The organism is Bradyrhizobium sp. CB1015, from assembly GCF_025200925.1.
Taxonomy (GTDB): Bacteria; Pseudomonadota; Alphaproteobacteria; order Rhizobiales; family Xanthobacteraceae; genus Bradyrhizobium.
The window spans coordinates 3,081,468-3,104,888 of the sequence record NZ_CP104174.1; the positions used below are offsets into that span (position 1 = coordinate 3,081,468).

18 protein-coding genes are annotated in these 23,421 nt (G+C 64.2%); 14 read left to right on the forward strand and 4 right to left on the reverse strand.

The window, feature by feature from the left end:
* Positions 1-51: 51 nt before the first annotated feature.
* Positions 52-1,242: a urate hydroxylase PuuD gene (locus N2604_RS14140; RefSeq protein ID WP_260375235.1), complete on the reverse strand. Its 1,191-nt coding sequence runs from the start codon at positions 1,240-1,242 to the stop codon at positions 52-54.
* Positions 1,243-1,502: 260 nt separating this feature from the next.
* Between N2604_RS14140 and N2604_RS14145 the strand changes: the two genes are divergently transcribed.
* Positions 1,503-2,816: a PQQ-dependent sugar dehydrogenase gene (locus tag N2604_RS14145; protein WP_409241734.1), complete on the forward strand. Its 1,314-nt coding sequence runs from the start codon at positions 1,503-1,505 to the stop codon at positions 2,814-2,816.
* Between the two features lie 157 nt (positions 2,817-2,973).
* On the opposite strand, the gene N2604_RS14150 is transcribed toward N2604_RS14145, so the two are convergent.
* Positions 2,974-3,774 carry an SDR family NAD(P)-dependent oxidoreductase gene (locus N2604_RS14150; protein WP_260375237.1) on the reverse strand — a complete coding sequence of 267 codons (801 nt, stop codon included), beginning with the start codon at positions 3,772-3,774 and terminating at the stop codon, positions 2,974-2,976.
* 244 nt (positions 3,775-4,018) lie between these two features.
* Here N2604_RS14150 and N2604_RS14155 point away from each other — a divergent pair, with 244 nt between their 5' ends.
* Genes N2604_RS14155 through cyoD form a run of 4 tightly spaced genes read left to right on the forward strand, consistent with a single transcriptional unit; the run spans position 4,019 to position 7,866 of the window.
* Positions 4,019-4,852 carry a cytochrome ubiquinol oxidase subunit II gene (locus tag N2604_RS14155; protein ID WP_260375238.1) on the forward strand — a complete coding sequence of 278 codons (834 nt, stop codon included), beginning with the start codon at positions 4,019-4,021 and terminating at the stop codon, positions 4,850-4,852.
* Complete coding sequence (gene cyoB / locus N2604_RS14160) at positions 4,842-6,842, forward strand: cytochrome o ubiquinol oxidase subunit I (RefSeq protein WP_260375239.1); 2,001 nt, start codon at positions 4,842-4,844, stop codon at positions 6,840-6,842. Before N2604_RS14155 ends, cyoB begins: the two co-directional genes overlap by 11 nt.
* Positions 6,842-7,483, forward strand: coding sequence for a cytochrome (ubi)quinol oxidase subunit III (locus N2604_RS14165; RefSeq protein WP_260375240.1), 642 nt, complete (start codon positions 6,842-6,844; stop codon positions 7,481-7,483). The genes cyoB and N2604_RS14165 overlap by 1 nt, the downstream gene beginning before the upstream one ends.
* A complete protein-coding gene (cyoD, locus tag N2604_RS14170) occupies positions 7,480-7,866 on the forward strand; it encodes a cytochrome o ubiquinol oxidase subunit IV (protein WP_260375241.1) in 387 nt (128 codons plus the stop codon). Before N2604_RS14165 ends, cyoD begins: the two co-directional genes overlap by 4 nt.
* A 379-nt stretch (positions 7,867-8,245) precedes the next feature.
* Here the strand turns inward: cyoD and N2604_RS14175 are convergent, their stop codons facing one another.
* Complete coding sequence (locus N2604_RS14175) at positions 8,246-9,034, reverse strand: thermonuclease family protein (RefSeq protein ID WP_260375242.1); 789 nt, start codon at positions 9,032-9,034, stop codon at positions 8,246-8,248.
* Between the two features lie 200 nt (positions 9,035-9,234).
* Here N2604_RS14175 and N2604_RS14180 point away from each other — a divergent pair, with 200 nt between their 5' ends.
* The 3 genes from N2604_RS14180 to N2604_RS14190 all read left to right on the forward strand — a co-directional run bounded on the left by N2604_RS14180 (position 9,235) and on the right by N2604_RS14190 (position 12,579).
* Positions 9,235-10,833: a GMC family oxidoreductase gene (locus N2604_RS14180; RefSeq protein WP_260375243.1), complete on the forward strand. Its 1,599-nt coding sequence runs from the start codon at positions 9,235-9,237 to the stop codon at positions 10,831-10,833.
* Positions 10,834-11,019: 186 nt separating this feature from the next.
* Positions 11,020-11,469 (forward strand): hypothetical protein, encoded by a 450-nt coding sequence (locus tag N2604_RS14185; RefSeq protein WP_260375244.1) that lies wholly within the window; start codon positions 11,020-11,022, stop codon positions 11,467-11,469.
* Between the two features lie 90 nt (positions 11,470-11,559).
* Complete coding sequence (locus N2604_RS14190; protein WP_260375245.1) at positions 11,560-12,579, forward strand: S1C family serine protease; 1,020 nt, start codon at positions 11,560-11,562, stop codon at positions 12,577-12,579.
* A 165-nt stretch (positions 12,580-12,744) separates the two neighbouring features.
* Here the strand turns inward: N2604_RS14190 and N2604_RS14195 are convergent, their stop codons facing one another.
* On the reverse strand, positions 12,745-16,221 hold the full coding sequence (locus N2604_RS14195) for an indolepyruvate ferredoxin oxidoreductase family protein (protein WP_260375246.1): 3,477 nt from the start codon (positions 16,219-16,221) through the stop codon (positions 12,745-12,747).
* A 163-nt stretch (positions 16,222-16,384) separates the two neighbouring features.
* Here N2604_RS14195 and N2604_RS14200 point away from each other — a divergent pair, with 163 nt between their 5' ends.
* The 6 genes from N2604_RS14200 (at position 16,385) to N2604_RS14225 (ending at position 23,364) form a co-directional block, all read left to right on the forward strand.
* Positions 16,385-17,341 (forward strand): hypothetical protein, encoded by a 957-nt coding sequence (locus tag N2604_RS14200; RefSeq protein WP_260375247.1) that lies wholly within the window; start codon positions 16,385-16,387, stop codon positions 17,339-17,341.
* Between the two features lie 315 nt (positions 17,342-17,656).
* Positions 17,657-18,949: a serine protease gene (locus N2604_RS14205; RefSeq protein ID WP_260375248.1), complete on the forward strand. Its 1,293-nt coding sequence runs from the start codon at positions 17,657-17,659 to the stop codon at positions 18,947-18,949.
* Between the two features lie 2 nt (positions 18,950-18,951).
* On the forward strand, positions 18,952-20,163 hold the full coding sequence (locus N2604_RS14210) for a hypothetical protein (protein ID WP_260375249.1): 1,212 nt from the start codon (positions 18,952-18,954) through the stop codon (positions 20,161-20,163).
* 63 nt (positions 20,164-20,226) lie between these two features.
* On the forward strand, positions 20,227-20,553 hold the full coding sequence (locus N2604_RS14215) for a hypothetical protein (protein WP_260375250.1): 327 nt from the start codon (positions 20,227-20,229) through the stop codon (positions 20,551-20,553).
* Positions 20,554-20,987: 434 nt separating this feature from the next.
* Positions 20,988-21,686, forward strand: coding sequence for a cysteine hydrolase family protein (locus tag N2604_RS14220; RefSeq protein WP_260375251.1), 699 nt, complete (start codon positions 20,988-20,990; stop codon positions 21,684-21,686).
* Between the two features lie 10 nt (positions 21,687-21,696).
* Positions 21,697-23,364, forward strand: coding sequence for a regulator (locus N2604_RS14225; RefSeq protein ID WP_260375252.1), 1,668 nt, complete (start codon positions 21,697-21,699; stop codon positions 23,362-23,364).
* Positions 23,365-23,421 lie beyond the last annotated feature (57 nt).

The window sequence follows — 23,421 nt, forward strand, 5'->3', positions numbered from 1 at the left end:
GCGGGAGATGCGGAATTTCATTCCGAGCAACGCATCCCTGTCCGCCGCGCCTCAGCGCACCTGCTCGATATAAGCCGCGAGGACGGCGCGCTCCTCGCCGGTCATTTCCGTGATGTTGCCCGGCGGCATCGCATTCGACCATGCCGCGACCCGCCCGATCAGGCGGATGTTGCGATGGATGTGCTGGGGCGTGTCGAGCAAAATGCCCTTGGGCGCGGTGACGATGCCGGCCCAGACCGGCTCGGCTGCATGGCACATGCTGCAGCGGGACATCACGATCTCCTCGACATTGGCGACCGTGACCGGCGTCGACAATGCGCCCGTCTTCACCTCGCGCGGGCCGGCGGCGGAGAGGAGGAGGATCGCGATCACGCCGGCTGCGGCCACGCCCCATACCCACCACGGCGATTTGCGTCCGGCATGGCGCTCGTTGAAGAAGTGCCGGATCACCGGCCCCAGCGCCAGGATGATCGCGACAATGATCCAGTTGAAGCGCGTGGCATAGAGCAGGGGATAGTGGTTGCTGATCATCAGCACGACCACGGGAAGCGTCAGGTAGTTGTTGTGGACGGAGCGCTCCTTGCTGGCTTTCCCGAGCTTCGGGTCGGGCGCCTGTCCGGCGATCAGGCTGGCCACGATCTTCTTCTGGTTCGGGATGATCAGCGCGAAGACATTGGCCACCATGATGGTGCCGATGATCGCGCCGATCTGGTTGAAGGCGCCGCGTCCGCTCAGCACATGAGTGAAGGCGTAAGTGAGCGCGACCAGGAACAGATAGCCGCCGATGGCGAAGGGCAGCTCGCGCTGGGCGAGCCCGGTGCGGCAGGCGGCCTCGTAGAGCAGCCACGCCAGCGCGAGGCTGCAGAAGCTGAACAGTCCGGCCCGGAATGGCGTGAGGTCGAGGATGGACTTGTCGACCAGGAACAGGTCGGCCTCGAGATAATACACCACCACCATCAGCGCGAAGCCGGACAGCCAGGTGGTGTAGGCTTCCCATTTGAACCAGGTCAGCTCGTTCGGCATCTGGCTGGGCGCCACCAGGTATTTCATGATCCTGTAGAAGCCGCCGCCATGGACCTGCCAGGCCTCGCCCTGCACGCCGTCAGGCAGGCCGGCCTTCGGCTTCAGGCTGAGGTCGAGGGCGATGAAATAGAAGGAACTGCCGATCCAGGCGATCGCGGCCACCACGTGCAGCCAGCGCAGCAGCAGGCTCGCCCATTCCGATATGATGGATCCCCACATGATCTCCCCATCGGCGCGACCTGGATGCCGCAGCCTCAATCACCGTAACCGGCGATCGCCGCCCTCACAATGTGTCGCACCGTTCAACCGCATTTTCCAGTATGATGGGCTGCGGCTGATGCACATCGTGCGGGCATGAACTGACGTGGGATTCGGCAGCGCCAAACTCGATGCAGATCTTTTGCGGGTGATCGGCGTTGACGCACGACACGCGCATGGCGGAGGACGACGAATTGAGCAACAGAACAACGTTCGTGGCGATGCTCGCAGCGTTGCTGGTGGCGGCTGCGGCCGGCGCACACGCCGAACCGGTGTTGCAGGGCAAGGACGCCTATGGTGATTGGCGCGCCGACAAGCCCGGCAAGGTCAGGCTGATCCGCCCGCAGGATCTGGTCAGGCCCGGCGCCACGCGATCGGTTGCGAGCTCGTCGCGCGTGGTGCCGCGTCCGCCGGAGGCCGAGCTGCAGGTGCCGGCGGGCTTCAAGATCGAGCTGTTCGCCGAAGGCCTGCGCGCGCCGCGCATCATCCGCGTGGCGCCGAATGGCGATGTGTTCGTCGCGGAAACGCGGGCGGGCACCGTCCGCGTGTTGCGCGCGGGCGAAGGCGGCAAGGTCGCGACCAACGAGGTGTTCGCCAGCGGCCTGCGGCAGCCATTCGGCATCGCCTTCTTTCCAAATGGCGACAATCCGCAATGGGTCTACATCGCCAACACCGACAGCGTCGTCCGCTTTCCCTACCAGGCCGGCGATCTCAAGGCGCGCGGCAAGGCGGAGACGATTGTCGCGAGCCTGCCGCATGACGGCGGGCATTCCACCCGCGACATCGTGTTCACGCCGGACAACAAGCGGATGCTCGTCTCCGTCGGCTCCCTCAGCAATGTAGCCGAGGGCATGGGCACACCGCCGGGCGGGTTGGAGGCCTGGTCGAAGACGCAGCCGCTCGGCGCCACATGGGCCAGCGAGACCGAGCGCGCCGCGGTGCTGGCCTTCAATCCCGACGGCAAGGAGCGAAAGATCTATGCCACCGGTATCCGCAACTGCGTCGGCCTCGCGATCCAGCCGCAGACCGGGCTGCCCTGGTGCTCGACCAACGAGCGCGACGGCCTCGGCGACGATCTCGTGCCCGATTACGTCACCACCGTGAAGGAGGGCGCGTTCTACGGCTGGCCGTGGTTCTATATCGGCAACAATGAAGACCCGCGCCATGCCGGGGCGCGTCCGGACCTCAAGGAGAAGGTTACCGTGCCCGACGTGCTGATCCAGCCGCACTCGGCCTCGCTCGGCATGACGTTCTACCAGGGCACGCAGTTTCCGCCCGAATACCAGGGCGACGCCTTCGCCGCCGAGCACGGCTCCTGGAACAGGTCGAAGCGCACCGGCTACAAGGTGATCCGCATCCGCATGAAGGACGGCAAGTCGACCGGCGAGTACGAGGATTTCGTCACGGGGTTCGTCGTGAACGACACGGAGGTGTGGGGGAGGCCGGTGGGCGTCGCCGTGGCGAAGGATGGGTCGCTGCTGGTTTCGGAAGATGGCAACGGCACGATCTGGCGGGTGACAAGCATGCGGCAGTGACAGTGCACCCTCTCCCCTTGTGGGAGAGGGTGGCTCGCCGCGTAGCGGCGAGCCGGGTGAGGGGTCTCCATCCTCACGAACGGTTGTGCGATTGGAGAAAACCCCTCATCCGGCGCTTCGCGCCACCTTCTCCCACAAGGGGAGAAGGAAGCAGCCCTCATCCCCGTCTCACGCTCGCGCCACCATCCACCGGCAGTGTCACGCCGGTGATGAAATTCGCCTCATCGCTCGCCAGGAACAGCGCGGCGTTGGCGACGTCCCAGCCCGTGCCCATCTTCCTGCGCAGCGGCACCTTGCTGTCGCGTTCGGCTTCGACCTCGGCGCGGGTCTTGTGCCATTCGCGGGCGCGGGTGTCGACGGCCATCGGCGTGTTCATCAGGCCGGGCAGGATGACGTTGGCGCGGATGCCATATTCGGCGTTCTGGTAGGCGAGCTGTTCGGTGAAGGCGATCATCGCCGACTTCGTCGCCTTGTAGGCGACGTAAGGATAGGTCGTGATGGCCGCCATCGACGAGATGTTGATGATGGCGCCGCTTCTCTGCGCGCGCATGATCGGGATCACTTCCTTCGCGGCGAGAATGCAGCTCTTCAGATTGACGGCAACGACGCGATCGAACGCCTCCTCGGTCAATTGCAGCAGCTCGGCGTCGCCACCGGCGAGGCTGACGCCGACATTGTTGTGCAGCACGTCGATCCGCCCCCAGCGCGATTGCGCATCCGCAACCATCGCCTTGATGTCCGCAGCTTTGGTCACGTCGGCCTTGAAGGGTGCCGCCGTGCCGCCTTTCGCGGCGATCATCATGACCGTTTCCTGCGCCGATTCCAGATTGTGGTCGACGCACAAGACCTTGGCGCCCCCGCGTGCGAAGGTGAGCGCAGTCGCGCGGCCGTTGCCCATGCCTTCGCCGGGGCTTTGCCCGGCCCCGACGACGATCGCGACCTTGTCCTTCAAGCGCATCTCGGCTCACTCCCGCCCTCGTCATTATTTCGTGCAGACTAGCAATCGCGCTCCTGGGAGAGAAGAGCGCGCCTTCCGCATTCATGTCATTGACATCACACGGAATTGCATGCGGCGGCAACGGCCCGTTGCGCATGGCTGCCCGTTGCAGTCCAGGAACCGATCCGACGTCGCTGCGTTTGTCGCGGAGCCTTTCCCACGCTAGGCTCAGTCCCGGGGCTTCCCAACCGCCAGTGGCTTGCCGATGAATCTGCTCGACCCACAAGGGCCCGTGGCTGCGGCCAACAGCACCATCCTGGTCGATTCCGTCTTCATCATGCTCGTGATCGTGGTGCCCACCATTTTCGCGATTCTGGCTTTTGCGTTCTGGTTTCGCGCCTCGAATCCGAGGGCGCGCTACCAGCCGGACTTCGTCTATTCCGGCCGCGTCGAGATGGTGGTGTGGTCGATTCCGGCGCTCACCGTGATCCTGCTCGGCGGCGTCGCGTGGATCGGCTCGCACCAGCTCGATCCCGCAGCGCCCGTGCCCGGCACCGGCAGCCCGGTGCGGATCCAGGCCGTCTCGCTCGACTGGAAGTGGCTCTTCATCTATCCGGACCAGCGCATCGCCACCGTCAACACGCTGACGGTGCCGACTGGCGCCGAGCTGAATTTCCAGCTGACATCGTCGAGCGTGATGAACACGTTCTTCATCCCGCAGCTCGGTAGCATGATCTACACCATGAACGGCATGGTGACGAAGCTGAACCTGCGCGCCGACAACGAGGGCAAGCTTCAGGGCCTGTCCGCGCATTTCTCCGGCGACGGTTTCCCGGACATGATGTTCGACGTCAACGTGATCTCGCCGCTCGCCTTTCCGGACTGGGTGGCGAATACGGCGAAGACGGATGCGGTGCTGAACGAGGACAGCTACAAGGAGCTGATGCAGCAGGGTGTCGAGCGGGGCCGGCCGACCTACCGTCTCGAAGATCCGCGCCTGTTCGACCTGATCGCGACACAGCACATCCCGCCCGGGCCCGGGCCGGAGCTCGCGTCCGAAGCAGGCCGGTCGCACAGTGGAGGCCACGATGCTCGGTAAGCTCGATTGGTCGGCGATCCCGTTCGACCAGCCGATTCCGCTCGTCGCCGGCGCGGTGGTGCTGGTCGCAATCCTCGGCATGCTGGCCTGGGTCGTCGTGAAGGGACATCTGCCCTATCTTTGGCGCGAATGGATCACCAGCGTCGATCACAAGCGCATCGGCGTCATGTACATCCTGCTCGCCTCCGTGATGCTGCTGCGCGGCGGCAGCGACGCCATCATGATGCGGATCCAGCAGGCGGTGGCCTATCAGTCGCAGGGCTATCTGCCGCCGGAGCATTACAACCAGATCTTCTCCGCGCACGGCACCATCATGATCTTCTTCGTGGCGATGCCGTTCGTGATCGGGCTGATGAACCTCGTCGTGCCGCTCCAGCTCGGCGTGCGCGACGTGGCCTTCCCGACGCTCAATTCGGTCGGCTTCTGGCTGACCGCGACCGGCGCGCTATTGGTCAACGTTTCCCTCGTGGTCGGCGAATTCGCGCGCACCGGTTGGCTCGCCTTTCCGCCGCTGTCGGAATTGTCCTATTCGCCCGGCGTCGGCGTCGACTATTACGCCTGGTCGCTGCAGATCTCCGGAGTCGGCACGCTGGTCGCCGGGATCAATCTCGTCACGACGGTGCTGAAGCTGCGCACCAAGGGCATGAACTATCTGCGCATGCCGATGTTCTGCTGGACCACGCTGGCCTCGAACCTGCTGATCGTCGCCGCGTTTCCGATCCTCACGGCCACACTCGCGATGCTGCTGCTCGACCGCTATCTCGGCTTCCACTTCTTCACCAACGAGGCCGGCGGCAACGTCATGATGTTCATGAACCTGATCTGGGCCTGGGGCCATCCCGAGGTCTACATTTTGGTGCTGCCGGCCTTTGGCATCTTCTCCGAGGTGGTCTCGACCTTCTCCGGCAAGGCGCTGTTCGGCTACCGCTCCATGGTGCTTGCGACCATGGCGATCTGCGTCATCTCCTTCATGGTCTGGCTGCACCATTTCTTCACGATGGGGGCGGGGCCGAACGTCAACGCCATCTTCGGCATCGCCAGCATGATCATCGCGATCCCCACGGGCGTGAAGATCTACAATTGGTTGTTCACGATGTATGGCGGCCGCATCCGCTTTGCGACGCCGATGTTGTGGTCGGTCGGCTTCATGGTCACCTTCATCATCGGCGGATTGACGGGCGTCCTCGTCGCGGTGCCGCCAGCGGACTTCATGCTCCACAACAGCATGTTCCTGGTCGCGCACTTCCACAACGTCATCATCGGCGGCGTGCTGTTCGGCGCGTTCGCCGGCTTCGAATACTGGTTTCCGAAGGCGTTCGGCTTCCGCCTCGACGAACGCTGGGGCAAGGCGGCGTTCTGGTTCACCTTCACGGGCTTCTACGTCACCTTCATGCCGCTCTACATTGTCGGCATGCTCGGCATGACCCGGCGCATGCAGCACTATGACGTCGCGGCCTGGCGGCCCTGGATGATCATCGCTGCATTCGGCATGGCCGTGCTGACCATCGGCGTGATCTGCCAGATCGTGCAGCTCGTGGTCAGCATCCGCAATCGCGAGGCGTTGCGCGACCGCACCGGCGACCCCTGGGACGGGCGCTCGCTGGAATGGGCAACCTCGTCGCCGCCGCCGGTGTTCAATTTCGCCTTCAACCCCGATGTGCGAGGGGAGGACGCCTATTGGGAGATGAAGGCGCACGCCCGGCAGCAATCGTTCGAGCATGAAGCGCCCGAATATCAGGACATCGAGATGCCGCGCAATTCTCCCACCGGCTTCGTCTGCGCCTTCTTCGCCACCATCATGGGCTTCGCGCTGATATGGCACATCTGGTGGATGGTGATCCTGGGCGGTCTTGGCGCCTTCGCGACCTTCGTCGTGTTTGCCTGGCGCGACCATGACGAATACGTCATCCCGGCCGAGGAGGTCGCAGCAATCGACCGCGTCAATATCGAGGAACGGCGCAGCCTCGTCAGCATGGCGGGAGCGGTCTGATGGCGATGACCGCGACCGCAGGCCACGCGCATGCCGATCCCCATCACATCGGCGTCGTCATCGAGCATCCCGGCCCCGCGCCGAAGCGGATCGTGACCGCCTATGGCTTCTGGATCTTTCTGCTCTCCGATATCGTGATGTTTTCCTGCTTCTTCGCAGCCTATGCGGTGCTATCCGGCCAGACCGCCGGCGGCCCCAAGGGCGCGGAGATCTTCGAGCAGAGGAACGTCGCGATCGAGACGGTCTGCCTGCTGCTCTCGAGCTTCACCTGCGGCATGGCCAGCATCGCCGCCGACGTGCGCAACCGGTTCTGGTTCTATCTCGGCATGAGCGTGACCTGCGTGCTCGGTCTCATCTTCCTGGTGATCGAGTTCCGCGAATTCGCCGACCTTGTCGCCCGGGGCTACGGCCCGTCGCGCAGTGCGTTCCTGACCGCGTTCTTCTCGCTGGTCGGATGCCACGGCCTGCACGTCTCCGCCGGCGTGCTGTGGCTCCTCACCATGATGGCCCAGGTGTTCGCAAAAGGTTTTCGCGCCGACGTGCTGCGGCGGATGATGTGCTTTGCGCTGTTCTGGCACGCACTCGACATTATCTGGGTCGGGGTGTTCTCCGTCGTCTACCTGCTTGGGGGTGCCCCATGAGCGATCAGACGCATATTCCGGCCGGGCACGACCTCGCACCGGGCGAGGAAGAGCAGCATAGCGTCGGTGAGCGGATCCTGGGTTATGTCGTCGGTCTTGTTCTGGCGCTGTTGCTCACGGCGACGTCGTTCTTCATCGCCGGCACCGATCTGGTCTGGCAGCCTTCGATTCCCGTCGCGCTGATCGTGCTTGCGATCGCACAGATGGGCGTGCACCTCGTATTCTTCCTGCACATCACCACCGGCCCCGACAACACCAACAACGTGCTGGCGCTCGCCTTCGGGCTGCTGGTGGTGTTCCTGGTGGTGGGCGGGACGGTCTGGATCATGGCGCATCTCAACGCCAACATGCCGCCGATGGACCAGATCATGATGCGGCAGTAGCGCGCACCGCAGAGAGTAAGTCGTAAGCTTGATGCTTTGATCTCGCCGCATCGTCATGGCCGGGCTTGACCCGGCCATCCACGCCCTGCTCCACGCACGAAGCACGTGGATGCCCGGGGCAAGCCAGGGCAAGCCCCGGGCATGACGGGCTCGGTTTGAAGCGCCGCACAAAAGAAAGAGCCGCTTGTTTGTGACAAGCGGCCCAAGTCTAGGGAGGAAACGCCCAAGCAAAGACAATCGGCCGAAGCCGGATTGCTGCCAAGGAAACGCTCGCGCAAGGCTCTTGCGTAGGATTACAAATGCAGCAACCGCCGATGAAGTTCAATTCCGGATCAATACGGTCTCGGACTACCACTCACGGATGTGTGACGGGGGTTCTTCACTTTGGCCGCCGGCAATTGTAGGCCTTGCGAAAGCCGGCCGCCTGGGCGTCGTCCTCCGAGCAGAACCAGCGATCCGGTTTCGTGGTTGCGGGATAGCTCGGGCATCCGCGCAGATGATAGATGCCGATATTGCCGGTGACGCGGGCGCGCACGGCGAGCTTACCCTTGATGCTGCAGCTGGGCGGCATGGTCAGCTCCTCCGGAAACAGCACGGCGCGGATCTCCTTGTCGCGGTCGGGCCGGCAGGCGGCCCCCAGCAGTGCACCGTCCTTCTTGCCGCTGCGGAAATCTTGCGGCGCAACAAAGCAGCCCTTCCAGATCCCGGCTGCCGCCGTCTTGGCCTCGTTGGCCGCCGGCTTGACGTTGGCCTTGATCGGCTCGCGGGCGAGGGCAAAGCCGAGCTTGATCAGCTGCTCGTTCAGGCTGGTCTTGTCGCCCTCGGCCGTGCAGATGGCGCGGTGGCGCTTGCCGAAGCTCTTCTCGGGGCCGACATCGTCACAGCGCACCGTCCGCTTGTTGATCAGCTTCGCCAGCTGGTCGCGGGCCTCGATACCACAGGTCCAGGTATCAGCGTGATCGTCGATGCAGACCTGATCCAGCTCCGGCGCGTCGACGCCGTCGAGCCGGTAGGTGACGTCGCCGAGCTGGACCGAGTTGCCGTCACGAGCCGTCGCGGCGCCGGTCAGCGCGGAAACCGGTCCGGACGAGGCCAGAAATCCGGCCAAGGCGAGAAACGAAACGAGCGCAAAAGCGCGGGTGGCTGCAAAGAATTTCTGGAAGGACATACGGTCTCGCTGTCGATGGCTCGTGCGCCCCGTTCCTAGCATCCGGATGTCGCGAGACCAATGGTCTGCGCCTTGCGAAGTGCGACATTCCCGCCCCGCGGCTTTACTCCGCCGTCGCTCTGCCCCTATCGTTCGCCGGCCTCGCGACGCGCGAAAGGCCGAATCGCCCGGTAAGCGGCGAGGGGGAGGACAAGGTTGCGATGAAAGACCCCGTGGATGTCCTGATCATCGGCGCCGGCGCTTCGGGCGCGGCGGTGGCGTGGTCGCTGGCCGAGACCAAGATGCACATCCTCTGCCTGGAGCAGGGCGGCTGGATGAACCCGGCGGAATATCCCAGCACGGGCCGCGACTGGGAGGCCAAGTTCTACGGCGAATGGTCGTCGAGCCCGAATGTCCGCGGCCGGCCCGAGGACTATCCGATCAACGACGACAACTCTCCCATCAAGGTCGTGAACTACAACGCGGTCGGCGGCTCGACCGTAATGTACACCGCGCACTGGCCGCGGCTGCATCCTTCCGATTTCAAGGTGAAGACGCTGGACGGCGTCGCCGACGACTGGCCGATCGACTACGACGCACTGACCCCGTTCTTCGAAGAGAACGACCGCATGATGGGCACGTCGGGCTTGTCAGGCGATCCGCTCTCGCCGCTGACGCATCCGCCCATGCCGCAGCAGCCGATGGGCTTGTCCGGTGCCATCATCGCCAAGGCCATGAACAAGCTCGGCTGGCACTGGTGGCCGTCGGACACCACGGTCGCGACGATGGACTACGAGGGCCGGGCGCGCTGCATCAATCTCGGCCATTGCACCCCGGCCTGCGCGCAAGGCGCAAAATCCTCGACCGACATCACCTATTGGCCGCAGGCGATCCGCGCCGGCGTCGAGTTGCGCACCCATTGCCGGGTGCGCGAGATCACCACCGACGAGAACGGCATGGCCTCGGGCGTGGTCTATTATGACAAGGACGGCGTCGAGCAGTTCCAGCCCGCGCATGTCGTCGTCATCGCCTGCAACGGCGTCGGCACGCCGCGGCTGTTGCTCAACTCGGCATCGGGCCGCTTCCCCAACGGGCTTGCCAATTCGTCGGGTCTCGTCGGCAAGAACCTGATGTTCCACCCCTATGCGCAGATCTATGGCTATGTGAAGGAGCCGACCGACTCTAATCGCGCGCCGCCGACCTGCCTGTGGAGCAAGCAATGGTATGACACGGACCTGTCGCGCGGTTTCGTGCGCGGTTACGGCGTTCAGTTCGTGCGCGGGGCCGGGCCGGTGTTCGAAGCGGTCGTGAGCGAGCAGAAGGGCATTCTGCCCTGGGGCGAGGATCATCACCGCGTCTTCCGCAAGCTCAACGGCCACCGGCTCGGTTTCTCCGCAATCTGCGAGGATCTGCCCGAGGAGCACAATCGCGTCACGCTCGATCCGGTGCTGAAGGACAGCCACGGCATTCCCGCGCCGAGGGTCGACTACACGATCAGCGAGAACAGCCGGAAGATGATGGAGCATGCGCTGGCGCGCGGCCGGGAGTTTCTCGAGACGGCGGGCGCGACCGACATCTGCGTCAACTCGCCGATCCCCTGGGGCGGCTGGCACCTGCTCGGCACCGCGCGCATGGGTACCGACCCCGAGCGCTCCGTCGTCAACGAATGGGGCCGCTCGCACGACGTGAAGAATCTCTTTATCGTCGACGGCAGCATCTTCGTCACCTCGGGCGGCGTGAACCCGACCTCCACCATCCAGGCCCTCGCGCTCTACATCGCCGACCAGATGAAGCAGCGCCTCGCCAATTTGTTTGATTGAGAACGATGATGTTCAGACTCAGCCACGCACTCGCTGCACCTCTCCCGCGTGCGGGAGAGGTCGGCGCGGAGCGCCGGGTGAGGGTTCTCTCCTCTGGGGGAGTCCCTCCGTGGAGACACCCTCTCCCCAACCCTCCCCCGCAGGCGGGGGAGGGAGCAGACCTTCATCGCCGCACGCGAGCACGCCATGTCTGATCAACTCACCCTCACGCCGCGGCAGCGCGATGACCTCCGCACCATCGCCGCGATGATCATTCCTCCAAGCGAGGAATATCGCATTCCGGGCGCCGACGACGACATCATCCAGGCCGACATCCTGGCAACGCTCGGCCGCGATAAAAAACAGGTCGTGGCGGCGCTGGATCATTTGGCGCGGCTGGCCGGCATGCCCTTGGCCGATCTCGAGCCCGCCGCGCGTGACGGCGTTGCCCAGCAGTTCCGCACTTCCGGCGGCGTTGCCGCCGCAACCCTCGTCCGTGTCGTGCTGCAATGCTACTACCGCGACGACCGCGTGCTGGGCTCGCTCGGGATCGAGCTACGCGCGCCATTCCCCAAGGGCCATGTGCTTCCGAACGGAGACTGGTCGCTGCTCGATCCGGTCAAGGCAAGAGGCGGCGCGCTGAGGCGGACGCCCTAGCCATTTGGGCAGTCCGGCCCTGCGCTCCGGGCGGGCCACTTGCGTCGGCGGGAACAGGCCACCATCTGTGTGAGCTCAAGGACTCTTGCCATGTTGGACTTCACCTCAGATATCGCCGATGACGCCCCGTCATCGCGAACGGCGGCGGCTGCCCCGGTCGGTGACCGGGCGCTGCTGGACGCCTATTCCAATGCCGTCATCGACGTCACCGACCGGGTCGGGCCCGCGGTCGTGCGGGTCGAGACCGGGCCGAAAGTGCCCGATAGACGCGAGCGCGGCGGGCTCGGCTCCGGCATCGTGATCTCGCCGGACGGGCTCGTGCTCACCAACAGCCATGTCGTCGACACGTCCAAGGAGATCCGGCTGCGCGATGTCGAGGGTCATGTCGGCGACGCCCAGGTGCTCGGCGTCGATCCCGACACCGATCTGGCGCTGCTGCGCGCCAATGGCGTGCGGCACTTGCCCTATGCCGCGCTCGGCAACTCCAAGACGTTGCGGCGCGGCCAGCTCGTGATCGCGATCGGCAATCCGCTCGGCTTCGAATCCACCGTGACGGCAGGCGTCGTCTCGGCACTCGGCCGCTCGATCCGCTCGGTGAGCGGGCGCACCATCGAGGACGTGATCCAGACCGACGCCGCGCTCAACCCCGGCAATTCTGGCGGGCCGCTGGTGTCGTCGAACGCCGAGGTGATCGGCATCAACACGGCGATCATCAACGGCGCGCAAGGCATCTGCTTTGCGGTCGCCAGCAACACCGCGCAATTCGTGCTGTCGGAGATCATCCGCCACGGCTATGTCCGCCGCGCCTATATCGGCGTTGCCGGACAGACCGCGCCGGTCCCACGGCGGCACGCGGTGCTCGCCGGCGTCGAGAACAAGATGGGCGCGCTCCTGATGCAGATCGAGCCGGACGGTCCGGCGGCAAAGGCGGGCCTGCTGCCCGGCGACGTCGTGATCAGGCTCGATGGCGTCGAGATCAACGGTGTCGACGACCTGATCCGCGTGCTCGACCGCGATCGGATCGGTCGCCGGCTCGCCATGGACGTGCTGCGCCTCGGCCGCCTGCGGGCGATCGATATCGACCCGATCGAACGCAAGCCGGCGCGCTAGGGCGTGGTAGGCGGCGACTTCCGCCTAGCCATCTCCGCTGCTGTCATGCCCCGGCTTGACCGGGGCATCCAGGGCGAATTCGCCCGGTCAAGCCGGGCGATGACACCGGGTCTGTGGCGAGTGCGTTTCCACAATGACGCGGAGAGAGAGGCTGGCGCCTAACCTCTACTCCGCCGCGGCGGCAAAGCGGCTGTTCTCAAGCTCCGCTTCCAGCCGCGCCGTCTCGGCCGCTGCCAGCTTGATGTTGGCCTCCTTGACGTGGCCGAAGCCGCGGATGGTCTCCGGCACGCGTGCGAGCCTTGCCAGCAGCGGGATCTGCTCCGCCTTCAGCCCTGTGATCCGCTGGTCGATCATCGCCAGATAATCCGCGATCAGCTTGCGCTCGGTGCGGCGCTCCTCGGTGCGGCCGAACGGATCGAATGCGGTGCCGCGCAGGAACTTGAGCCTGGCGAGCAGGCGGAAGCCGTGGATCATCCAGCTGCCGAACTCCTGCTTCTGCAGATGTCCGGTCGTCTTGTCGCGCTTGGCTAAGATCGGCGGCGCCAGGTGGTACTTCAGCGTGAAGTCGCCGTCGAACTTCTCCGACACTTTCTTGGCAAAGCTGCCGTCGGTGTAGAGCCGGGCGACCTCATATTCGTCCTTGTAGGACATCAGCTTGAACAGGTTCTTTGCGACCGCTTCGGTGAGCTCGGTTGACCCGGGCGAAGCCGCGCTTTCCGCCTTGCGCACCTTGGCGACGGCTGCAAGGTAGCGGTCGGCATAGGCCTTGTCCTGATAGAAGGTCAAAAACTCCGCGCGCGTCGCGATGATGTCGTCGAGCGACTTGGTTGGCGCGGATGCTCTAGCCTTGAACTGCAGCACGCTGCGCACGCGCGACATATCGTGGGCGGCAAGGCGGCCCCAGGTGAAGGCGAGCTTGTTCATCTCGATCGCAGCGCCGTTGATCTCGATGGCACGGAGCAAGGCTTCCAGCGAGAGCGGGATGCCGCCCTTCTGGAAGGCGAAGCCGAGCATGAAGGGATTGGTCGCGATGCTGTCGCCCATCAGCGCCGCGGCAATGCCGGTGGCGTCGATGATGTCGAGGTTGTTGTCGCCGATGGCGTCGCGCAGCACGGTCTGCATCGCTCCCATCTCGAAATCGAGATCTGGGTTTTGCACGAAGCTCGCGGTCGGCTGCAAATCCGCGTTGATATAGGCTTTCGTCACGCCACGCTCGGCGCGGCTCAGCGCCGTTGGGCCGGCTGAGACGATCATGTCGCAGCCGAGGATGACGTCGGCGCCACCGGTGGTGATTCGGACGGCGGAGATATCCTCCGGCTTCGGTGCGATGCGCACATGGCTCATCACTGCGCCGTTCTTCTGCGACAAGCCGGTGAAGTCCAGCGCCGAGCAGCCGCGGCCGTCGACATGAGCGGCCATGCCAAGCAGCGCGCCGATGGTGATGACGCCGGTGCCGCCGATGCCGGTGACGAGAATGTTGTAGGGGCCCTCGAGCTCATGCGCGGGCGGCAGCGGCAAATCGGCGAACAGCTGGCCGGAATCCACCGCCGAGGTCTTCATGCCCTTGAGCGTGCCGCCGTGCACGGTCACAAAACTCGGGCAAAAGCCCTCGACGCAGGAAAAGTCCTTGTTGCAGTTCGACTGGTCGATCTGGCGCTTGCGGCCGAACTCGGTTTCCAGCGGCTGCACCGAGACGCAGTTGGAGGCCTGCGAGCAGTCGCCGCAGCCTTCGCAGACCAGCTCATTGATAAAGGCGCGCTTGGCGGGATCGGGATAGAGCCCGCGCTTGCGGCGGCGGCGCTTTTCCGCAGCGCAGGTCTGGTCGTAGATGATGACGGTGAGGCCCTTGATGTCGCGCAGCTCGCGCTGCACGGCGTCGAGCTCGCGGCGGTGATGGACGGTCGCGCCTTGCGGGAAGTAATTGCCTTGCGGGTACTTGGCGGGATCGTCCGAGACGATCGCGAGCCGCTTGACGCCCTCCGCCCAGACCTGATGCGCGATCTGGGCGACGTTGAAGGCACCTTCGGCCGGCTGGCCGCCGGTCATGGCGACGGCGTCGTTATAGAGGATCTTGTAGGTGATGTTGATGCCGGCGGCCGAGGCCGCGCGGAGGGCGAGCAGCCCGGAATGGGTATAGGTGCCGTCGCCGAGATTCTGGAAGATGTGCGTCTCGTTCGTGAAGGGCGACTGGCCGATCCAGTTCACGCCCTCCGCACCCATATGCGAGATCAGATCGGTGCGGCGGGTCGGCATGCTCAGGGCCATGCCGTGGCAGCCGATGCCGGCCATGGCGCGGCTGCCCTCGGGCACGCGCGTCGAGGTGTTGTGCGGGCAGCCCGAGCAGAAGAACGGCGTGCGCGCGAGCTTGATCGGCGTGCTGGTGGTCACGGGATTGTCGAAGGCCTCGAGCCGGGCAAGGCGCTGCTCCAGCACCGGGCTGTGATGGCCGAGCTTGCGCAAGCGCGCTACCAGCGCGCCCGCGACGATGGTCGGCGTCAGCTCGCCCTCGCTCGGCAATAGCGGCGCGCCGCGCTCATCGCGCTTGCCGGTGACGGTCGGGCGCCTGGAGGCATCGACATTGTAGAGAATCCGCATCAGCTGGTCTTCGATGAAGCCGCGCTTCTCCTCGACCACGAGAATATCCTGCAAGCCTTCGGCGAAGCGCCTGGCGCCGCTTTCCTCCAGCGGCCAGGTCAGCGCGACCTTGTAGATGCGCAAGCCCAGCTCCTGCGCGTCCTTGTCGGTGATGCCGAGGTCGGCCAGCGCCTGGCGCAGATCGAGATAGGCCTTACCGGTGGCGACGATGCCGAGCCGCGCCGGCTTGGAATCGAGCACGATGCGGTCGAGCTGGTTGGCGCGGGCGAAGGCCTGCACCGCCGCCATCTTCGGCCCGAACAGCCGCTTCTCCGCCTCCAGCGGCGGATCGGGCCAGCGGATGTTGAGGCCGCCGGGCGGCATCTCGAAATCGTCGGGCAGCTTGATCTGGATACGCTCAGGATCGCTATCAATTGACGCCGAGCTCTCGACGGTTTCGCTGATCGCCTTGAAGCCGACCCAGCAGCCGGAGAAGCGCGACAGCGCGAAACCGTAGAGGCCGAGATCGAGATAGTCCTGGAGCGTCGCCGGGTTGATCACCGGGATCAGCGCCGCCGCGAACACCTGCTCGCTCTGATGCGCCAGCGTCGAGGACTGGCAGCCATGGTCGTCGCCGGCGAGCGCCAGCACGCCGCCATTGTGCGAGGTGCCGGCGGCATTGGCATGCTTGAGCGCATCGACCGAGCGGTCCACGCCCGGGCCCTTGCCGTACCAGATGCCGAACACGCCATCGACCTTGGCGCCGGGAAACAGGCCGACCTGCTGGCTGCCCCAGACGGCGGTTGCGGCGAGGTCCTCGTTCAGGCCGGGCACGAAAGCGATGTCGTGCTGCTGCAGGTGCGATTTCGCGCGCCACAGCGCGTGGTCGTACATGCCGAGCGGGGAACCGCGATAGCCCGAGATGAAGCCGCCGGTGTTGAGGCCCTGAAGCCGGTCGCGTTCGCGCTGCAACATGGGCAGGCGGACCAGGGCCTGCGTGCCGGACAGGAAGATCCGCTTCGATTCGAGCCGGTATTTGTCGTCCAGCTCGACCTGCAACAGCGTCATTTCGGAAGTCCTCGTCTTTCGTTCGGCGGGAGGTTTGCACTGCGGGAGGGATCGCGGCTGCGCGACGCGAATTGTGACAGTCAAAGAGATGGGCCCGCGAAGTCAATACCGCTGGCCGCATCCGTGGCGCTCCTGCTAGTCATGGCTTGCTGTGGAGAAGATCATGATTGCAAACGCATTCGACACCGAGATCACGGAGACGGCCGAGGCCCTGATCGGGCCGTGGCGTCAGCCACGCCAGATGCTGCAGGCGCAGACCTACGACGCGCACGCCTCCATCCATGACGATGCCACCGCGCAGAAGCTCGGCTTCAAGGGCGGCACCATCGAGGGCCCGACGCATTTCAGCCAGTTCGCCCCGCTCGGCGAGCGGCTGTGGGGGCACGCCTGGTTCGAGACAGGCTGCCTTTCCGCGCATTACCGCAGCGTCTGCTACGAGGGCGAAGAGGTGCAGGCGATCCTGGCGAAGCCATTGCCCGGCACGCGCCAGTGCCAGATCCAGATGGTCAAGCGCGACGGCACCGAGGTGCTGCGCGGTACGGCCTCGATCGGCGATTCGCCGGTTGCGACGGCGCTCGAGGCACGCCTCGGCGAGCTCAAGCCGCTCACCGATCCCGTGATCTTGCGCGATGTAAAGGTGGCGCAGACCGGCAAGCGCCAATCGGTGCGCATGGCGTTCGACCAGAACATGGGCAACCTCTATCCGTTCTCGCTTCTGCAGAAGCTCGCCGTCATCACCGAGAGCTCGCCCTACTACGCGACCGCCGACAATCCATGGGGCAAGCCCATCATCCCGATGGAGATGCTGAGTGTGCTGTTTCAGTACCGCTCCAAGGACGATCCGCTGCCGGCCAAGGGCCCGGCCGTCGGCCTGTTCGCCGACCAGGAGATCCGCCTGCTGAAGGGTCCGCTCTTCGAGGGCGAGGAGTACGAGGTCGAGCGCGAAGTGGTCGCACTCTCCGGCAGCCGCCGCACCGAAAGCGCCTGGGTCAAGACGCGCGTGTTCGACAAGGCGGGCACGATAGTGGCGACCATGCTGCTGAACATGGCGACGCTGAAGGACTCCTATGCTCCGTACGAGGAGGAATATCGGCGGCTGTATGGGGCAGGGGGAGATTGACAGGCAGTCGTTGGGTCAGCAATCGAGCTGCCACACGGTTGACAATCTCGCTCGAATTCGAAAGACTGCAACCTGAGGTAGGAAGCAAATGTCTATTCGAAGGCGTGTCCGCGTGACATCGTGAATCCCGGCGAGCGGCGAGCTTCTGGAGAATATTGCGCGCTAGCGGAGAATGATATTCGCGGTTCGTTCAGTCCCATTACAAGCAATCTTTTTCAAGTCGGGTGAAGATAGCCCAGCCGTCCCAGCTCATTGTTTTGCAATCGTCTGGCACCTCCTGAAGAGCCGCATTCTGCTGGCCGATGGAAGCATCCTATGCGTTTGGTCCCTTGCCATTCGTATATCCTTGCCTTGTTCGCTGTGGGGCTTGTGCCCGACCTCGCGATCGCTGGTCCGTGCTCGCTCGAAACCGCGAAGACCGCACAGATCCGATCCAAGGCAATGAGCCTGGTGAACATCGAGGCTCGGGTGCTCCATCCGCTCAATTCTCTTCTTGATAACGGTGCGTCGGCAACCGGATCGGGCGGCAGCAGGCCGATCTTGCGCTTCGATGACAGTGCTCTGCGTTCGTTTCGTAACCTCAGTGGTGGGCAGATGAACATCGCCCAGCTGAGCGAGCATGACCGCCTTCGACTGACCGCGGATCCGCTCCGGCTGAACCCGTCATTCAGCGATGCCGTTGCAAGGGTGCAGACGAGGCCGTGGCCGGCCGACATTGTTCGGTCCAGCAAGCAGATCGCCTCGCCCTTCTTCGTTGTCGGCGATGACGGGACCAAGCCGCTGCCAAAGCTCTCCGAACGGCCGGCCGGGTCGGCAGCCCTGAATTGCGTCGGCATGATCGGCCGTCCCAAGGACCCGTCATGTGCGTTCGACCTGCCGCCATACCGTGCCTTTCCGGTCGGAGATCCTCCGGAGGATGTCTTCAGGCGGCGCGACGCGATTGCGAACCTCGCGACCGTGACGATCCTCGTCGACAGCACCGATGGCCGAGCCCAGATATGCACCGGAGCCCATCTCGGGCACGGTATCGTTCTATCTGCGCATCACTGTCACCGGCACGACTCCTTTGTGGCTGACAAGTATCGCGTCTACTTCAATTCCGACGAGCTGAAGTCGCCGTGGCCGGGCGGCCTGTCCGCCAGTCCTCTCAATGGCGACGATCCATCGGCACGCGAACTGGACTTTCTTCTGATCAAAATTCAGAACCTGCCGGACGAATTCGCCGGAGCATTCTTGAAGCTGGCGGTCGGTGATCCATGGAAGGCGTGCAAGGATGGCGCTGACCTGGAAGCCTATGTGACCTGGCATGAGAGCGAAAAGCGCGTCACCAAGAAAGTGTCGGCGGACTCGCAATGTGTCACGAAGACGAAAGCCACTTGCGTGGGTGAGCGCGGCCGGCGTGTTCACGGTTGCGACACTACGGAAGATTCGAGTGGTTCCCCCATCCTGCTGAGAGGCGGAAGCAGCATCGTCGCGGTCCACACCAATGGACGGATCGAGGACGATTCCAACTGCGCGCTTCCGAGCTCCGAAATTCGCAGCGCTCTCTACGACGCTCTGGGGGCACCAAAGATCCCCGAAGCGGCTTTGATACTCTGGGAGGAATGACCATGTGGAAGGGACGGCTTGCGGTATTTGCTCTGCTGACGATCGTAGCCACCGGATCGGCGCGGGGTGATGAGGATCAGCCCGAAGGCCTCCCGCCGACGGTTTCAGCGCTTGTCCAGGCCGCCGGAGCCCTGACGAAGTCGGCCGCACCGCCTCTCGAGGGCAGGCGGGCCGAGGTCCGGGCCTATCGCATACGCCAGGCGCTTTCTCTGTACCTGACGGAGAAGGATCTGGCGCAACCACCTTCCTTGCCCAAGATCAGCAACCTGCTATGCGATCCGCGCGTCAAGCAATTGGCATTGCGCGCATCCATCACCTATCTCGATGCGGTGACGGCGGAGGTCAAGAAGACCGCGAAATCCGAGATCACGGACTCGACCGATTTCAACAACATCGTCCTCGCGTTCAAGTCGCTGTTTGCGAACTACCAGATCCAGGTCGACGCCAAGGACATGACCACGGACGAGGTGGAGGCACAGGTCAAGAAGAGCTGCGAAGGCGACATCGACAGCTTCGCCGGCACCTATTACGGCCTGAAGCCGGTCGACGAATCCGGAGTGATCGCGGCCTTCACAACCCTGTTCGACTTGTTCAAGTCGATCGTCGCGCCGGTGATCGTGGAAGGCGCGAAGTTCATCGATGAACAGAGGCGCCTCGATCGGATCAAGAAGTTCCTCAAGGAGGACAAGAACCAGAAGCTCATCACGGCAAATGCCGCGAATCTGCGCGACTTCCTGGTCAAAGTCGAGCAGATCAAGACGGCCGAAGCTGTCGGGCACTTTGTCGAGGCCCACGCAAGGCTGAGCGCGAGCGTCAAGCCGGCCAAGGATGTGAAGGAGTGCGCCGACTTCAACAGCCTTTCCCCGGAGAAGCGCGGCCTGCCCGCGACCGGATTGCCGTCTCGCGAGTTCGTGACGTGTTTCGCAGCGATCTGGGGCACCATGAAGGACCCCGTGATCGATCTTGCCAAGGCTGCCGCGGACTATGACCAGCATGCCGACGTCGGCACCAAGCAGGAACTGGGTGCGTTCGAGAAGATCAATACCAATCTCGCCAGGATCGCGTCGGGCCAGGACGATGCGCCTTCCTTCAACGCGATCTGGCAGGCGGCCATGCGGATCATCGCGATCGGCGAAAAGATCGAGAAAGCAAACTCGAAGGAGAACCGCGACAAGGTGGCGAAGGCAATCAAGGATCTCGTGGAAGCGCTTTGAGGAGGGCGGCGATGGTTGGGCTACATCAATATTTCGGAACGCATACGGGAGATTTGAAGATCTATGTGGGTGTTCAAGGTCGGGTCTGGCAGCTTCACTTCGTTCAACGCTACCATGGCGGCGTTTACCGGCTCGTACAATGCATTCGGAAGCAGCGGCACCTTCACCATAGCCATCCAGCTTGTGCATGCCCAAAATGCCACGTCCGGCACCTGCAACGTGACGCTCAACAACAGCACAGATGCGAACGCAGCCTACACGGTCTCGGGAAACAAGTTCTCTCTCCAGACCAATCTCAATCCGACGCCCATCGACATCTATGTCAGCCAGGGCGGAACGCAGTTCGATGGGGTTTCGGGGCATAATCTCTGGATCGGCCAGTGGTCCTGAGCTGGAGGCCAGTCAGAAGATGTTCGGCGCCTTGATAGCCGCGCGCTCCTGCGCCTCACGGCGCAACCCGCTGCGCGAGCTTGGCTAAAGCGCGATGCGATTAGGATGAATCGTCATCGCGCTCCAGGTTATTGTTTGAGCATGATCTTTTCGGAAAACCGCTGCACACTTTTCCGGATCATGCTCTAGCTTCCGCAAGGGAGACGCAACACCCGCCCGCACCCGGCGCCTCGGCGAGAGAGCAAACAATCCGCCCAATACTTGAGCAATTGCGTGGCGCAATGCCGTCGCACAGGGAATGAGCAGGCGTCGATCGCCGGCGTAACCTTCTGAGTACGCTGTAAATTCGTTCTCCGCCCGCGCCCCTCCGCAATTGTACACAATGGCACGGCGCTTGCAGAACTCCCGGCCAAGAGAGTTCTCGCGGGGCCGTCATGTTGAACTCAGCCAAACCCACCAAGGGCGTCGTCAGCGCCGAGCCCGAGCCGATCACGCTCGACTGGCCCGCCACCGCGCTTCTCATCATCGACATGCAGCGGGATTTCATGGAGCCCGGAGGTTTTGGCGAGACGCTGGGCAACGACGTCAGCCAGCTCGCGCGCGCGGTGAAGCCGATCGGTGCGGTGCTGACGGCGGCACGCGACACCGGCATGCTGGTCATTCACACGCGCGAGGGGCATCTGCCCGATCTCTCCGACGCGCCGCCGGCGAAGATCAAGCGCGGCGCGCCGAGCCTTCGCATCGGCGATCCCGGTCCGATGGGGCGCATCCTCATTCGCGGCGAGGCCGGCCACGACATCATTCCCGAGCTCTATCCGCTCGACAGCGAAATCGTGATCGACAAGCCCGGCAAGGGGGCGTTCTACGCGACCGAGCTCGGCGACGTCCTTGAGAAATACGGCATCGAGAATTTGCTCGTGTGCGGCGTCACCACGGAGGTGTGCGTCAACACCACGGTGCGCGAGGCCAATGACCGCGGCTATCGCTGCGTTGTCATCGCCGACGGCTGCGCGTCCTACTTCCCCGAGTTTCACGAGATGGGCCTGAAGATGATCAAGGCCCAGGGCGGCATCTTCGGCTGGGTCGCGGATTCAGCCGCAGTTCTGGAGGCAATGAAGGTTTCGACCACATAGGGGTATTATCATGAGCACATTGACGGAGGCGGCCGGCAGTTCTGATCTGAACAAGTCCGGGTTCAAGCCGGCGCTATGGACATCGGGCGACTGGAACGCGTTTTTCGGCTTCGGCACCAACATCCTCGTCAATATGCTGGTGCTCACGGGCCTGTTGCGCTTCGTGCTGAAGATGCCCGATAGCCTCGTGTTCGGCCGCATCCTGCCCGCGCTGGGGCTGATGATGTGCCTCTCCACCTTCTATTACGCGTATCTCGCCTACCGCCTCGCCCAGAAGACCGGCCGCAACGACGTCTGCGCGCTGCCGTCGGGCGTCAGCGTGCCGCACATGTTCATCGTCACCTTCGTGATCATGCTGCCGATCACGCTCAAGACCGGCGATCCGCTCAAGGGCTGGTCGGCCGGCCTCGTCTGGGTGTTCTTCCAGAGCTTCATCCTGATGATCGGCGGCTTCATCGCGCCGTTCATCCGCAAGATCACGCCGCGCGCGGCGCTGCTCGGCACGCTCGCCGGCGTTTCCGTCACCTTCATCTCGATGCGGCCGGCGCTCGAAATGTACATGACGCCGCAGATCGGTCTCGTCTGCTTCGCCATCATCCTGGTGAGCTGGTTCGGCGGCGTGAAATACTGGCGCGGCATTCCCGCGGGCCTCGTCGCCATCGCGGCCGGCATGGTCATCGCCTGGGGCTCGAACCTGTTCGGGCTCGGCCTCGGCGGGTTGAGCATCGCGGGTGTCGGTGCGGCCTTTGCCAATTTCGGCTTCTCGGTGCCGATCCCGGCGGTGGGCTACGTCTTCTCCGGCTTCGAGTTCCTCGGCATCATCCTGGTCACCGCCATTCCGTTCGGCATCTACGATCTCGTCGAGGCCATGGACAATGTCGAGAGCGCGGAAGCGGCCGGCGACGACTATCCGACCACGCGCGTGCTCACCGCCGACGGCGTCGTCAGCCTGATCGGCTGCCTGATGGGCAATCCCTTCATCAACGCCGTCTATATCGGCCATCCCGGCTGGAAGGCGATGGGCGGCCGGATCGGTTATTCGGCAGCGACCGGCATCATGGTGGTGGTGCTGTCCTGGTTCGGCATCATCTCGGTGCTGCTGGCGCTCGTGCCCGTCGTCGCGATCTCGCCGATCCTGCTCTACATCGGCATGCTGATCGGCGCGCAGGCGTTCCAGACCACGCCGGTCAAGCATGCGCCTGCCATTGTGCTGGCGCTGACGCCGCATCTGGCCGCCTGGGCCAAGCTCCAGATCGACACCATGCTGGGCTCGACCATGATGGCCGCGGCATCGGTTGGCGGGCTCGCCGCCGACAAGGCGGACGCGGTCAAGGCTGCCGCGATCGCTGCGCTGCCGCAGCAGGGCGTGTTCTATCACGGCCTCGAGGTGATGGGCGGCGGCTCCATCCTCGGCGGCCTCATCTTAGGTGCGATCGGCGTCTTCATCATCGAGCGCGACTTCGAGAAGGCCTCCGCGTTCGCGCTGGTCGGTGCGGTGCTGACTTATTTCGGCTTCATGCACGGCGAGGCCGTCGGCATCGGCGGCGGCTTTGGCGTGACCCCCGCGGTCGCGCTGGCCTACGCCGTGATGGCTGCCGGCCTGTTTGCCGCCAGCAAGCTCGGCGCCAGTGAGCACTACGCCGCGCATCCGGAGATGTCGGCCGCGCCGGCGGAATAGGGCGAAATCGCAACAAGAGCGGCCGGGGCGACGAGAGGCGTCCGGCCGCTTCATTTG

Bases quoted from the DNA above. Each gene is read 5' to 3' on its own strand.
- N2604_RS14140 (WP_260375235.1), bottom strand. From the start codon at position 1,242: ATGTGGGGATCCATCATATCGGAATGGGCGAGCCTGCTGCTGCGCTGG.
- N2604_RS14200 (WP_260375247.1), top strand. From the start codon at position 16,385: ATGATTGCAAACGCATTCGACACCGAGATCACGGAGACGGCCGAGGCC.
- N2604_RS14225 (WP_260375252.1), top strand. From the start codon at position 21,697: ATGAGCACATTGACGGAGGCGGCCGGCAGTTCTGATCTGAACAAGTCC.
- N2604_RS14220 (WP_260375251.1), top strand. From the start codon at position 20,988: ATGTTGAACTCAGCCAAACCCACCAAGGGCGTCGTCAGCGCCGAGCCC.
- N2604_RS14185 (WP_260375244.1), top strand. From the start codon at position 11,020: ATGTCTGATCAACTCACCCTCACGCCGCGGCAGCGCGATGACCTCCGC.
- N2604_RS14150 (WP_260375237.1), bottom strand. From the start codon at position 3,774: ATGCGCTTGAAGGACAAGGTCGCGATCGTCGTCGGGGCCGGGCAAAGC.
- N2604_RS14155 (WP_260375238.1), top strand. From the start codon at position 4,019: ATGAATCTGCTCGACCCACAAGGGCCCGTGGCTGCGGCCAACAGCACC.
- cyoB (WP_260375239.1), top strand. From the start codon at position 4,842: ATGCTCGGTAAGCTCGATTGGTCGGCGATCCCGTTCGACCAGCCGATT.
- N2604_RS14145 (WP_409241734.1), top strand. From the start codon at position 1,503: ATGCTCGCAGCGTTGCTGGTGGCGGCTGCGGCCGGCGCACACGCCGAA.
- N2604_RS14215 (WP_260375250.1), top strand. From the start codon at position 20,227: ATGTGGGTGTTCAAGGTCGGGTCTGGCAGCTTCACTTCGTTCAACGCT.
- cyoD (WP_260375241.1), top strand. From the start codon at position 7,480: ATGAGCGATCAGACGCATATTCCGGCCGGGCACGACCTCGCACCGGGC.
- N2604_RS14180 (WP_260375243.1), top strand. From the start codon at position 9,235: ATGAAAGACCCCGTGGATGTCCTGATCATCGGCGCCGGCGCTTCGGGC.
- N2604_RS14205 (WP_260375248.1), top strand. From the start codon at position 17,657: ATGCGTTTGGTCCCTTGCCATTCGTATATCCTTGCCTTGTTCGCTGTG.
- N2604_RS14165 (WP_260375240.1), top strand. From the start codon at position 6,842: ATGGCGATGACCGCGACCGCAGGCCACGCGCATGCCGATCCCCATCAC.
- N2604_RS14195 (WP_260375246.1), bottom strand. From the start codon at position 16,221: ATGACGCTGTTGCAGGTCGAGCTGGACGACAAATACCGGCTCGAATCG.
- N2604_RS14210 (WP_260375249.1), top strand. From the start codon at position 18,952: ATGTGGAAGGGACGGCTTGCGGTATTTGCTCTGCTGACGATCGTAGCC.
- N2604_RS14190 (WP_260375245.1), top strand. From the start codon at position 11,560: ATGTTGGACTTCACCTCAGATATCGCCGATGACGCCCCGTCATCGCGA.
- N2604_RS14175 (WP_260375242.1), bottom strand. From the start codon at position 9,034: ATGTCCTTCCAGAAATTCTTTGCAGCCACCCGCGCTTTTGCGCTCGTT.